At 35.9% G+C, this 13,701-nt stretch carries 10 protein-coding genes, 1 tRNA gene and 2 pseudogenes; 9 read left to right on the top strand and 4 right to left on the bottom strand.

Annotation, left to right across the window (positions count from 1 at the left end):
* Window positions 1-260 precede the first annotated feature (260 nt).
* The 3 genes from tusA (at window position 261) to QSG86_RS14185 (ending at window position 3,510) form a co-directional block, all read left to right on the top strand.
* The gene (gene tusA, locus QSG86_RS14195) at window positions 261-518 is read left to right on the top strand and encodes a sulfurtransferase TusA (RefSeq protein ID WP_317032592.1); all 258 of its coding nucleotides are present in this window, start codon (window positions 261-263) and stop codon (window positions 516-518) included.
* 771 nt (window positions 519-1,289) lie between these two features.
* A complete protein-coding gene (locus QSG86_RS14190) occupies window positions 1,290-3,323 on the top strand; it encodes an NADPH-dependent 2,4-dienoyl-CoA reductase (protein ID WP_317032091.1) in 2,034 nt (677 codons plus the stop codon).
* 97 nt (window positions 3,324-3,420) lie between these two features.
* A tRNA-Ser gene (locus QSG86_RS14185) sits at window positions 3,421-3,510 on the top strand.
* A gap of 174 nt (window positions 3,511-3,684) precedes the next feature.
* Here QSG86_RS14185 and QSG86_RS14180 read toward each other — a convergent pair.
* Window positions 3,685-4,553, bottom strand: a pseudogene (locus tag QSG86_RS14180) (IS982 family transposase).
* A gap of 553 nt (window positions 4,554-5,106) precedes the next feature.
* On the opposite strand from QSG86_RS14180, the gene QSG86_RS14175 reads away from it, so the two are divergent.
* Window positions 5,107-5,676, top strand: a complete 570-nt coding sequence (locus QSG86_RS14175; RefSeq protein WP_317032090.1) for an Ail/Lom family outer membrane beta-barrel protein — start codon at window positions 5,107-5,109, stop codon at window positions 5,674-5,676.
* 151 nt (window positions 5,677-5,827) lie between these two features.
* Here the strand turns inward: QSG86_RS14175 and QSG86_RS14170 are convergent.
* Window positions 5,828-6,433: pseudogene (locus QSG86_RS14170) on the bottom strand (IS982 family transposase); the annotation flags it as partial.
* Between the two features lie 42 nt (window positions 6,434-6,475).
* Here QSG86_RS14170 and QSG86_RS14165 point away from each other — a divergent pair.
* From QSG86_RS14165 to QSG86_RS14145, 5 genes are all read left to right on the top strand, one after another.
* Window positions 6,476-6,787: a transposase family protein gene (locus QSG86_RS14165; RefSeq protein ID WP_317032089.1), complete on the top strand. Its 312-nt coding sequence runs from the start codon at window positions 6,476-6,478 to the stop codon at window positions 6,785-6,787.
* 226 nt (window positions 6,788-7,013) lie between these two features.
* A complete protein-coding gene (locus QSG86_RS14160; RefSeq protein ID WP_317032088.1) occupies window positions 7,014-7,763 on the top strand; it encodes a helix-turn-helix transcriptional regulator in 750 nt (249 codons plus the stop codon).
* A 135-nt stretch (window positions 7,764-7,898) separates the two neighbouring features.
* Complete coding sequence (locus QSG86_RS14155) at window positions 7,899-8,864, top strand: PDR/VanB family oxidoreductase (protein ID WP_317032087.1); 966 nt, start codon at window positions 7,899-7,901, stop codon at window positions 8,862-8,864.
* A 50-nt stretch (window positions 8,865-8,914) separates the two neighbouring features.
* Window positions 8,915-10,012 carry an aromatic ring-hydroxylating dioxygenase subunit alpha gene (locus QSG86_RS14150; RefSeq protein WP_317032086.1) on the top strand — a complete coding sequence of 366 codons (1,098 nt, stop codon included), beginning with the start codon at window positions 8,915-8,917 and terminating at the stop codon, window positions 10,010-10,012.
* 204 nt (window positions 10,013-10,216) lie between these two features.
* The gene (locus QSG86_RS14145; RefSeq protein ID WP_317032085.1) at window positions 10,217-11,587 is read left to right on the top strand and encodes an MFS transporter; all 1,371 of its coding nucleotides are present in this window, start codon (window positions 10,217-10,219) and stop codon (window positions 11,585-11,587) included.
* Between the two features lie 7 nt (window positions 11,588-11,594).
* Here QSG86_RS14145 and QSG86_RS14140 read toward each other — a convergent pair whose 3' ends face one another.
* Both QSG86_RS14140 and QSG86_RS14135 read right to left on the bottom strand, forming a co-directional pair.
* Window positions 11,595-12,974 carry a heavy metal sensor histidine kinase gene (locus QSG86_RS14140; protein WP_317032084.1) on the bottom strand — a complete coding sequence of 460 codons (1,380 nt, stop codon included), beginning with the start codon at window positions 12,972-12,974 and terminating at the stop codon, window positions 11,595-11,597.
* Window positions 12,971-13,642 carry a heavy metal response regulator transcription factor gene (locus tag QSG86_RS14135; protein ID WP_317032591.1) on the bottom strand — a complete coding sequence of 224 codons (672 nt, stop codon included), beginning with the start codon at window positions 13,640-13,642 and terminating at the stop codon, window positions 12,971-12,973. The genes QSG86_RS14140 and QSG86_RS14135 overlap by 4 nt, the downstream gene beginning before the upstream one ends.
* Window positions 13,643-13,701: the final 59 nt, after the last annotated feature.

Here is a 13,701-nt window from a genome sequence, read left to right as displayed (position 1 = left end):
TAGTTTAATAATACCGAAGAAAATAAAGTTGTCTATTATTAATCTAACTAAATATCAGCACGATTGACAAAAAAATATTTTAAGACTTTAAAAACATCATATTGGTAAATTTCTAACAGTATTGATTGACTGTAATAACATTAGCTTTAGGCTTATATCCAGATGAATTGGACAAATTCAATTCCGATTAATCTTGATGTGATCCAAGCAATCGCGTTGTTTATGTTAAGATAGAACGGTTTTATTGATAGAGCACCATGATGTCAGAATCTGCTGTTACCCCTACGATTCAACTGAATACCAGAGGCTTACGTTGCCCAGAGCCAGTAATGATGTTACATCAGGCAATTCGTAAATCTAAATCTGGTGATGTGGTTGAAGTATTTGCCACCGATAACTCAACTTCTTGGGATATTCCTAAATTTTGTATGCATTTAGGCCATGAGCTATTATTACAAGAAGAACTGCAAAATGCGCAGGGTGATAAAGAATTTCATTATTTAGTGAAAAAGGGATAGTAATTTTTTAGCTATAAACAATTTAATATGTACGCTAGCATTCGTACATATAATGGTCTGTAGTAATATGACACGATATGAATGTGAGTTCTCCCATCAGGTGTGATGCTATTCATATTGTGTTGATTTAACTTGAATTATGGTAAGGTCTTTTTCCTTATCATGCGGTGAATTGCATATGTTACATCTGATGTAATACATTTTTGATCATTAAAACATCATGTTTACAACAGATCGTGATGAGAATCTGAATTTATTGAATGATTATGGTGTTGTGGCGTTGAATTAAAAGTATTGCTGACGGAGATAATTTCTCTTTATGAAAACTGATGACATGCTGATCGTATGTTTTGTCATATCTAGTCATTCAGTCTTATATTACACTGTTTGGGTTTAAAATATTGTATCTGCTCGATAAATAACTGATTTATATTCAGCTAGAATTTTAGTTAAATACTCAAAAATAACCTATAAATTTCAATTGTATTTTTATTAGAAAAACGGATTTTAGTTGAGATATCAGACTGAAAAATCAACATCCATAGTATGATACTTCACATAATATTTATAAAATATTAACTGCATTAGCTTGGATAAGTGATATAACGTGAGCATTGTCTCTTAGATGCTTCGATCATCAGTGAGTTAGTTTGTAGAAGTATAGACTGATAGGTCATAGTTTTAATTAAAAAAAAATCAACAAAAGTGTAAAAAGCGCATAAAGTATTATGCAATAAGTTGCAAATAGATACACAATAAAAAGGATTCATTATGACGACGCATTATGCACATCTTTTAAAACCGTTAGATTTGGGATTTACCACGTTAAAAAATCGTGTCGTGATGGGTTCTATGCATACAGGGTTAGAAGACCGCTTTTTTAATTATCCTAAACTTGCTGCCTATTTTGCTGAACGTGCCAAGGGTGGGGTCGGTCTCATTATTACAGGCGGAATTTCACCCAATCGACAAGGATGGTTATTACCGGCTGGCGGAACAATGAACTGCTTGGCAGATGTGATTCCACATCGTTTGGTTACGCGTGCAGTGCATCGGCATCATGCAAAAATTTTATTGCAAATTTTGCATGCGGGACGTTATGGTTATCAGCCTTTTGTGGTTTCTGCCAGTCCAATTAAATCACCTATTTCGCCTTTTAAACCTAGACAACTTAGTGAAAAGCAGATTCTTGCAACTATTCAAGATTATGTGAAAACGGCTAAATTAGCGCAAAAAGCAGGTTATGATGGCGTTGAAATCATGGGGTCTGAAGGTTATTTGCTGAATCAATTTCTAAGTCGTCATGTTAATCAACGTCAAGATCGTTGGGGCGGTAGTATCGAAAATCGTATGCGGTTTGCGATAGAAATTGTCCAAGCGATACGTGCTGCAGTGGGGGAGGAATTTATTCTATGTTTTCGGTTGTCAGTTATTGATTTGGTGCAAGATGGCAATACGATGGCAGAAGTGATTTGTATTGCTCAAGCTTTGCAACAGGCGGGTATCCATTTAATTAATTCAGGTATTGGTTGGCATGAGGCACGTATTCCAACGATTGTAACTTCAGTACCACGTGCAGCATTTGTTGATTATACCGCAGCAGTTAAACGCCATGTGAGTATACCTGTGATTGCCTCCAATCGTATTAATATGCCAGATGTGGCTGAAGCTATTCTGGCTTCAGGTCAAGCAGATATGGTATCGATGGCGCGACCATTATTGGCAGATCCTTTTTGGGTTAATAAAGTAGCAACGCATCGAGTAGCGGAAATTAATACTTGTATTGCCTGTAACCAAGCATGTTTAGATCATACCTTTAAACATCAGCGAGCAACCTGCTTGGTGAATCCACGTGCTGCCTATGAAACAGAGTTGGTCTATGTTAAAACCAAGAAACCAAAGCGTATTGCTGTTGTAGGTGCTGGTGTCGCGGGACTTTCTGCGGCAACTGTAGCGGCACAACGAGGACATTCAGTGACTTTGTTTGAAGCGAATGGAGAAATTGGTGGACAATTTAACTTAGCAAAAATGATTCCCGGTAAAGAGGAATTTCACGAAACAATTCGTTATTTTAAAGTGCAAGTCGATAAAAGTAAGATCGAATTACGGCTAAATACTCGGGTAAACCGTCAACAGCTTGAACGTGAAGGTTTTGAAGAAATTATTGTTGCAACAGGAGTAATTCCAAGAAGTCTTAAAATAAAAGGTGCTCATTTACCTCAAGTATTGTCTTATGCACAGGTCATTGCTGGTGCAGAAGTGGGACAACGGGTTGCAGTGATTGGTGCTGGAGGAATTGGCTTTGATGTAGCAGAATTTTTGTTAAAACCGCCTAAGCAGCCACAGCCACAACCATTGACTGCTTGGAAGCAAGAGTGGGGTGTTGATTTAAATGCTGATTACACATCTGCTGGCGGTTTACAGCCAGCAGAAGTACAGCCAGCCCTACGACATATTTATTTACTACAACGAAAAACTTCGCCACTAGGTGCAGGTCTTGGTAAGACTTCGGGATGGGTACATCGAGCACAATTAAAGAAACATCATGTTCATATGCTGCGTGGTGTCGAATATCAAGCAATTACGGATGAAGGCCTGTGGATTAAAATGGCAGGACAGGATCAATTATTACGTGTTGATACGGTGGTGGTATGTGCGGGACAAGAATCAGTGAAGGATATTATGCCTGAACAAGATGAAATTACAGTAGCAAACTATCATATTATTGGCGGTGCAAAGCTTGCTGCTGAACTGGATGCAAAGCGCGCTATACGTGAAGGTGCCGAATTAGCAGCTAAATTATAAGTTTGTTACTGAATTTGGTGAAACAATATGCACTTGATGGATTACATGCGACTTTTTACTTGTCATTCATAAAAAAGAACCGTATGATTGCGGCCATGGAAGCGTGGCAGAGCGGTTTAATGCACCGGTCTTGAAAACCGACGAGGGTGTGAGTCCTCCGTGAGTTCGAATCTCACCGCTTCCGCCAAATTTTAAAAAGCCCTTGTATTTACAAGGGCTTTTTTTATTGATCCGTTATTCCCACTCGCTATAAGTTGATTTATGCGATAGGTCAATCATATAAACAACAGAGATGTTGGTTGTTGATAGTGCAGTGTTTGATTTAAGTGATCTTTTAAATACTATCTAACCCGAATCGCTCTTAAGCCAATGATTCTATAATGTGAATGATTGGCTTATTGGAACGGGCAAGTTGATATGCACATAACGATGTGTAAATTCCATTTAGAAATCCATAAATGCTACCTGCCTTACTCGTGACCAAATTGTATTTCCCTTTCAATAAGCTAAATAATGTTTCTATCTTGTTAGGTTGTCTTAAATGATATTCATCTGACGCAGTAAGCTGAATTTTCTGCATGTTTTGCCGATGATAGGTAATCAAATCAACACTTTTCTCTTTTAATCTGATTTTTAAATCTTGGCTGATGTAGCCACGATCCGCATAAATCTTCGCTTCCAAACCGTTAACCAATGGCTCAACCATTTTGATGTCAGCAACATGACCATTTGATAAAGCTGAACATGCTATTTCACCCAATTGATTCATGGCAATATGTAATTTATAGCCATAAAACCAACCCATCGAACTTTTACTACGAGTTGCGATTTTAGCTAGAGATTTATGGCGCTGAATCTGTTGATTTTTACAGACTGCTAGTGCTGTTGCATCAATCCATAAATATTGTTTATCTTGACCTTTCATCAGTGATAAATACAAAGCATGTAGGGCGAGTTGGTGCATATTGATCAGATGAATCATGCGTTGATAGTAAGCTAAGTACTTAAATAAATGACTTTTGTCTGCTTTTAACCATGTGAAAAAGGCTTTGACATTATTGAAATAAGAACACTTGTACCAAATGGCAATAAAGCAGATTTCTGAAATTGTGAGTTGAGCAGTTCTAATCCTTAAGGAATCACGATTTTTTTGAGAAACTGCCAATAAATTGCTTCAAATTTAAGAAAGAAATCATCAATTAGGCAAAATAATTCGCTACTATTGAACATCAGGACTAGAGCTTTAAGTTAGCTGTGGTAACTCAACTGATGGCTCTAGTCCTTTTATTTTTCAAGTCAATTTCTTATCCGCGATTCAGGTTAATTAACTGAAAATTTAAACTCTGAAAGCATTAATTTAAGTAATATTTAGGTTCATTATTTATTAGTTTGATTATTTATTTTTAATGATAAGTAAAGTAATTTAAATATTAATTACCAACTAAAATATATTTTTACTTGGGTGATATTTTTTATTTTAAATGCTAATTAATCATAGAAAATTATATAATTGTGTTTAGAGTCATATTATATTCTCTATTTTGATGAATAGGTTTGATTTGATTTAAATTATTTTGTTTTTTTATAAGTTGTTAAAAATACTAAATAAAATAAAAAATACATCGCTTATTTTTATATGATGCATTTATTTTTTTTATCAATTGACTTGAGTTTTTTTTAAAAGATCAATTAGAATATGTGCATTCTAAGAATGTATGATTTTTTTCTTAGAGCATTATAACGATAATAATTTAAAATTTATTTATATTTAGAGATAGTGAAAATGTTAACAACAAAATTAAAATATGGGATCTTACTTTCTAGTGTTATTTCTACTTCAGTATTTGCCACTGAACAACATAATATCTCCTTAGGTTATGCTGTCGCACCGCAGGTCGTATTAAATGATTTTCATAGAAAAGAGATTAAAAATGAGACTAAGTTGAATAAATTAAATGGGATTAATTTACAGTATCGTTATGAAACTGAATCTCCTTGGGGGGCAGTGGTATCTTCTACGTATTTAAAGGGCAAAGAAAAAAATGCTAAAATAAGTAGTACAGTACAAGGTAATGTAGCAACGAAACAGTTTTCATTACTTGCTGGCCCATCTTATCGCTTTAATAAGTATATTAGTACTTATGCTTTAGCTGGGGTTGCTAATCCAAAAGTTTCATATAATTATTATGATTCAAGTCATAACACTTCTGGAAAAACAGATATAAGTAAAAAAGCTTTTGCTTATGGTGTTGGGGTGGCGATTAATCCAATTTCGAATATGTCGGTGCATGTTGGTTATGAAGGAAATAAATATATTAAAGGCTTTAATGTTGGTGTAGGTTATCGATTTTAATTGATGATGAATTAAAAAAACGATAAGTATGGATTTATTTTTATTCTTATCAATAAAATATTAATCCGTGCTTATGGTTAAATGAATCAAAGGAGATTATTTTTTAGTGTCTTAGAGTTTTATTACTATTATTAAATAACCCGAATCCATCTTAAGCCAATGATTCCATAATGTGAATGATTGGCTTATTTGAATGGGTAAGTTGATATGCACATAACGATGTGTAAATCCCACTTAGAAATCCATAAATGCTACGTGCCTTACTTGTAACCAAATTGTATTTCCCTTTTAATAAGCTGAATAACGTTTCTATCTTGTTAGGTTGTCTTAAGTGATATTCATCTGATGCAGTAAGCTGAATGGTCTGCATGTTTTGCCGATGATAGGTAATCAAACCAACATTTTTCTCTTTTAATCTGATTTTTAAATCTTGGCTGATGTAGCCACGATCCGCATAAATTTTCGCTTCCAAACCGTTAACCAATGGCTCAACCACCTTTATGTCAGCAACATGTCCATTCGATAAAGCAGAACAGGCAATTTCACCCAATTGATTCATCACAATATGTAATTTACAGCCATAAAACCAGCACATTGAACTTTTACCACGAGTTGCGATTTTAGCTAGAGATTTATGGCGCTGAATCCGTTGATTTTTACAGACTGTTAGTGCTGTTGCATCAATCCATAAATATTGTTTATCTTGACCTTTCATCAGTGATACATACAAAGCATGTAGGGCGATTTGGTGCAAATTCTGAGTTTATGTACAAGTTGCGGTGCTGTGCATGATTTATAAGTGTTCAAACGTAACTTGCATCAGATTCCTGTAGGTGGCTTTATTCTCGCAGATAAGGGCTATCAAGGACTTTATGCCGTGTATCCAAATAGTCTATTGCCATTAAAAGCAAAAAAGCATTTTACATTAGATCCTGAGCTGAAGATTGATAACCAAGAAATAAACCAGAGGAGAATCAGCATTGAGCATATATTTGATCGTTTGAAAACTTTTAAAATTCTTGCTGAGCGATATCGTAACCGAGGAAAAAGACTGGGTTTAAGATTTAATTTAATTGCTGGAATTTATAATATGGAACTGAGCAGAAAATGACTTATGAAAGAATTCTAATATTTAAAACTAATCGTAAAATTACATTTATTTTATGCTACTAAAGAAAAAACATTATTTGTGATTTAGGTTGAATTATAGGCTGTATTGGCAGTCACCTGTACCGATCTTAAGATATGGGCATTAATCGCTATTGCCTTTTGCTGGTCTCATCTGATAAAAAACGCTTTAATGTAAAACTTTGGATATCATCGCAAAGGATATGTGTATGATAAGTAAAACGCATAATACAACTCATTTTTTTGATCTAGTGGCTTTAATGGGACATCAAAATTTTGATTCGTCTTTACTGATGTATTTAGAACAGTGGATTCATGCCAAGCATTTTTCTATTTTACGTATTAAAAATGAGATCCCTACACTTTTATTATGTGGTTCTTATAATGATCATCATCGTGTGCCTTTACGTTGTGGTCAATCTTATATTAAACATTATCATGCTTATGATGAACTCTATCAGCAGTTATTAAGTCAACACTTAGCAGAGCAGCAAACAGTGACTGGACAAGTCTGTGCAAATGATATTTTATATTCAGCATATCGACGCGAAATTTATGAGAAAAATCATTTAATTCAACGCCTATGTGGTTTTTATCGTGATGCAGAAAATCATCCAGTTTTATTTAATTTATATCGCCATAAGGAACAAGGTTTTTATTCAGACCATGAAATAATTAATTTTCAACAAATGATTCCAGCATTGGCAAAGTTGATACAAGGTCATTTAGCGCTCGCAGCTCAATGTGACGTTAAGCTTAAGTTATTGGATAAACAACCAAACTTGGCACCTCAAGAACTCGAGGTATGTCGTTATATTTTAAAAGGGATGAGCTATACCGGCATTGCTGCACAAATGGGTTTAAAAGAATCAACCGTTAAAACATATCGTAATCGGGCATTTGAAAAGCTGGGTATTCATTTTAAAAATCAGCTTTTTTCAATGTTTCTATTACATTAATAGTCGCAGTTCTTTTTAAATCCTAACCCTCAACTTTAGTTAGATTTGTCCTCTTTTAAGAGGACAGACCACAATCACAATTGTATATATATTTTTCCTACTCCTTCGGGAATATATACAATGGAGTGATATGCTATGGAAAGTTTATCTATAGAGTTGGTGGTTACTGATATTCAAGCAGAAGCAAAAGATATTATTCTGCTTGAGTTGCAACACCCACAGCGCCAGTCTTTACCTGCTTTTACAGCAGGTTCACATATTGAAGTCTATTTAGTTAACGGCTTAATTCGACATTATTCATTACTTAATTCTCCAACTGAAACACATCGCTATGTCATTGCTGTGGCATTAGCCCCTCAAGGACGAGGAGGATCACAAAGTATTCATCATGATTTAAGTGTAGGTGATCTGGTTCATGTCAGTCATCCACGTAATCATTTTCGTTTGCATGATGCAGATCAGTATTGTTTTATTGCAGGTGGCATTGGTATTACTCCTATTCTTTCGATGATACAGCACTGTATAACATATCAAAAAAAATGGCGTCTTTTTTATACAGTACGCCATAAACAGCGTGCTGCATTTTATGAGCAATTACAGCAATGGCAAAATGCCAATATTCATTTTCATTTTAACGATGAGCATCATGGTCAGCATTTAGAGATTACAAATATTGTTGATTCATTATCGGCCACAGAACAAATCTATTGTTGTGGTCCAACTGCATTGATGCAGTCGGTTCAAGATGCAAGCGCTCACTTATCTAGTCATCGCGTTCATTTTGAATGGTTTAATCCAGTTGTTTCGCTCACAACTGATCATGATATACAGCAAGAAAGTTTTACAGTTCAGTTAAAAAATTCAGGCCAAAATATTCAGGTTTTAGCTGACCAATCTATTTTAGAAGCTCTAGAGCAGCATGGCTTTGAGCTGCCATTTTCATGTCGTGCAGGTATTTGTCGAACCTGTGAAACCACAGTCTGTTCAGGTATTCCTGAACATCGTGACATGATTTTAACTGAAGAAGAAAAAGCTGCAAATACATCGATGTTAATTTGTGTTTCACGTGCGAAGAGTGCCGTAATCGAATTAAATCTGTAAGCAATATTTAAGTTAAGCAAAATGAATAATGAATATGGACGTAAGAAAAAATGACCATTCCAAATAAAAATATTATAGAAACATGCCGTAAAGCCAGCCGTGCAATGGCAAATAAAGATACACCCTTGATTTTAAATGAATGGTATGTCGCTGCTTTTAGTCAAGATATCGGTCGTCATTTGCTGGCACGAAAAATTTTAAATAAACGTGTGGTGATGTATCGAACCTTGGAGGGTTTGGCTGTTGCCCTTGAAGATCGCTGTGCGCATCGCTCATTTCCATTATCAAAAAGTCATTTGGATGGCAATGATATTATTTGTGGTTATCATGGCTTTAAATATAATCAAGCTGGTGACTTGATCAATATTCCTTCACAAAAACAATGTCCGCATGGGATTGGAATTCAACATTATAAATTGGTGGAAAAGGGGCCTTTACTGTGGATTTGGTTGGGAGATCAAAGTTTAGCGGATGAATCAAAAATTCCATCCTTAGCGTGGTTGGATCATCCTGAATGGGCATGTACTTCAGGTTATTTTTTCCATCCGGGTAATTATGTGAGTATGCATGAAAATTTAATGGATTTGACACATTTAACTTTTTTACACGCACAAACCATAGGAACACCTGATTATGCCAGTGCACCTTATAAAACAGAGTTAAAAGAAGGGCACTATAAATTAATTCGTGAAGTCGTTCCGACGACACTTTCTAAAGTATGGGGAGAAACAACAGGGCTGGCAAATACACACACTGCAGCACGTATTGCAACCTCAGAATTTTTATCTCCAGCTTTACATCAGGTCAGTGTTGCATTTTATGACGCTGCATTAGATCAGAAACAACGTACCACTTATAAAATTCATACTGCACATATTCTGACACCAGAAACTCAAAATACCATGCATTATTTTATTGTCCATGGACGAGATTTTGCTTTAGAAGATCAAGCAATTGAAGACTTTATGCATGAACAGTTATTTGCCGCTTTTCAAGAGGATGTTGAAGGTTTAGGTGCTTTAGAGGCAGTATTAGATGACCAAGATCAACACCATTTTGAGATTTCAGTTGCCAGTGACTCACCCGCAGTTGCCACGCGTATTTACTTAAAAAAACGTGCAGAACAAGAGCAGTATTCAACGTCATAAGATGAATAGATTGCTGATATGTTGAATTGTCGCCTAAGCTTAAATAGGTGTCAGTGGAAGATGCCTAGGATTTCTATTAAATCATAGGCATCATTGATTGGATCAATATACCGCAATATCAATAATCCATAGGATGGATATCCATTATTTAGTTAATATATTAATTAATAAGTAGTAAAATGATTGGATGATAGGGAGATAACGATGGAATTAACTTCTATAACAGTGTCAGCTAAGGATCGCATGACCAAGGAAGAGCGTAAAGTTGCTTATGCGACGATTGTTGGAACAACCGTTGAATGGTATGACTTTTTTATCTATGCCGCAGCAGCAGGTTTAATTTTTAAAGATTTATTTTTTGCACCAGCGGGTAATACTTTAGGTACTTTATTGGCTTTTGCAACAGTAGGTATTAGTTTTTTATTTCGACCATTTGGTGCTTTTCTAGCAGGATATCTAGGAGATAAATTTGGTCGTCGTATTGTACTGGTCTCAACCTTGATATTAATGGGCTTTGCGACCACCATGATTGGCTTATTACCAACCTATGAAACTATTGGGGTTTTTGCTCCTATTTTATTGTTAACATTAAGAATTTTACAAGGAGTTGCTGCCGGAGGAGAGTGGGGTGGCGCTGTCTTAATGGCTGTTGAACATGCACCTGCCCATAAACGAGGACGATTTGGTGCATTCCCACAAATTGGTGTGCCACTGGGGTTGATTTTGGCTTCTGGGATGTTTGCTTTAATGACGGGTATTATTGCGCCAGGAGATGCTTTTGTGGAGTGGGGTTGGCGTATTCCATTTTTATTTAGTGTTGTTTTACTTTTTATTGGCCATTGGATTCGCCGTACAGTAGAAGAAAGTCCTGTATTTGAAGAAATTAAACAACGAAAAAGTGCATCTCAAACGCCGATCAGAGATTTATTTAAACATCATAGTATGGTGGTTTTATTGGCCGCGCTGGTTTTTGCCGGCAATAGCGCATGTGGTTATATGACTACGGGCGGATTTATTCAAAATTATGCTACAAATCCTGCAGGGCCCTTAGCAATGGAGCGAACACCAGTCTTGATTGCAGTCACATTGGCATCGTTATGTTGGTTAATTACCACTTATATTTCAGGTGTATTATCAGATAGAATTGGACGTAAAAAAACCTATATAGCTGGATGGATCATTCAACTCTGTGGTGTATTTGCACTATTTCCATTGGTTAATACCGGAAATTTACCATTATTTATGTTGGGGTTATGTTTTTTAGCTAGCGGTATTGGCCTAACTTATGGTGTGCAATCATCCTATTATGCTGAACTATTTCCCGCATCTATTCGTTTCTCTGGTATTTCTATTTCTTATGCACTGGGTGCAATTTTAGGTGGTGCTTTTGCCCCGATGATTGGTACATGGCTTGTCAGTATGACAGGATCAACACAAGCGGTAACGTACTATTTAGCATTGATGACCTTGATTGCATTATGTTCCACTTTATCCATGCGTGATCGTACAGGTATTCCTCTGGGGCCAGATCATGAAGCAGAGCAAAATAAATCACCGCTGTTATGGCGTCAATAAAATGACTTTATTGTGGAAAAAGTAACTCAAAACAAATACCTTGTTCACTATTGTAGGCATGAACGCTTCCACCATGCAGTGTCATGATGGAGGCAACAATTGATAGGCCCAAACCACCAGTATGTTGTTGAGATGAACGACTGGCATTACATTGATAGAAACGATCGAATAGATGTGCAAGATGTTCGTGAGCAATTGTAACGCCATGGGTGATGACACTAAGACTGATCATATTTTGTTGGTTGACGGATTTGGTATGTCCAGCAATGGTAATAATGCGTTGATTACCGCCATGAATTAATGCATTTGAAATGAGATTATAGAGTGCTTGTTGTATTAATGTTGAGTCGATATAGAGTGATAAGGATTCAAGCTGTATATCAAAATGGCAATTTTGCTCCTCTAATTGATACTCAAAAATGCTACAAATATCGTCAATCAGTTTATTTATATCGATAGATTGTCGCTGAATAAGGACGTTATTTCGATCCGCACGCGCTAAAAATAACATGCTATCAATCATTCTTTTTAAACGTTGATAATCTTCTAGATTTGAGATAAAAAGTTCTTGATATTGTGCTGAAGTGCGTTCACTCGTTAATAGAATTTCAGTTTGGCCAATTAAATTATTCAATGGTGTTCGAAATTCATGTGCAATATCTTCAGAAAACCGGTTGAGTTGATTATAACCAGCTTCAATACGATCTAGCATATGGTTAATATCGATAGCCAGCTGTTCAATTTCTTGTGGTGGGTGTTTTAGATTTAAACGTTGCTGCAATTGTTGAATATTAATGGCATGTGTTTGTTGACGCAGTTGTCGCAGAGACTTTAAACCGATATGACTAACCAATGCACATAAGATGAGAATAGCAATAATTCCGCCTAAAACATAACCAAACAATGCTTGCTGAAACGGTGCAAGTATCGCCATACGTTCAGATCCATATTTACCAGCAACCAGTAGATATGGTTGATGGTTCATTTGAATCGTTTTCCATGCAATACGTGTGGTATATGGCGTTGAAGCTAAATCCTTAAATTGGATTTTAGCTTGATGGCTGAGCTGAGGAATCGGGATATGTAGCGGGTTAATATTAATAAGAACATTATTTTGGTGAATTAAAAGTAATAAATTATCGAGATTACCCAGCATATTTTGATACAGTTTGGGACGGGCAATAATTTGTTCAACATTATGACTGTCTTGTAGTAAAACCTCTAAACGTTCGATTCGTTCGATTAGCGCACGGTCCTGTTGATGGCGTAAAATCTGAGTCATCCCTAAATAACTCATTCCAGCCACTGCACATAAAACCAGTGCACTACAGCACGTAATGAACAGGGTTAGGCGTAGTTCTAAAGAGCGAAAGATTTTTAGACTCATGGATGAACCGAAACTTTATAACCTAGACCACGAATGGTATGAATTAATTTTAACGCATGTCCCTCATCAATTTTACTGCGCAAGCGACGAACGGCAACATCAATAAAATTGGTATCTGTATCAAAATTAATATGCCAAACCTCAGATGCAATTTGTTGCCGCGTAACGATTTCATTTTGATGTCGTAATAAGAAATGTAATAAAGCGAATTCTTTTTTACTCAGATCAATCACTTGGTAATCTCTTATTACTTTATGCTGCGTTAAGTCCATGTGTAAGTCTCCAATATGGAGTTGATTCTCTTGCAAGTACTGTTGACGTCGTAATAAACTTTTAATACGTGCCAATAATTCAATATAAGAAAAAGGTTTGGCCAGATAGTCATCGGCTCCTAATTCAAGGCCCTGAACACGATCAGAAATCTGATCTTTCGCTGTAAGAAAAATGACTGGAACTTTAGAAAATTGGCGTAATATTTTGAGTACACTCCAGCCATCTAAATCAGGCAGCATCACATCTAAAATGACTAAATCATATGAATGAGTTTTAAGCCTTTCTAAACCTTCTTGGCCTGAGTGGACATAATCGGCTGTATATCCAGATTCACTTAATCCTTTAGCAAGGTAGCTAGCAATTTTAACTTCATCTTCAATAATCAGAATACACATTTTATTTAGACTCATGATGAAAATGACAATCTTGTAATGCAATTGTCATGTTAAGGCCC

The sequence above is a fragment of the Acinetobacter sp. SAAs474 genome (assembly GCF_032823475.1).
GTDB lineage: Bacteria > Pseudomonadota > Gammaproteobacteria > Pseudomonadales > Moraxellaceae > Acinetobacter.
This window is presented reverse-complemented; position numbering and strand designations above follow the sequence as displayed.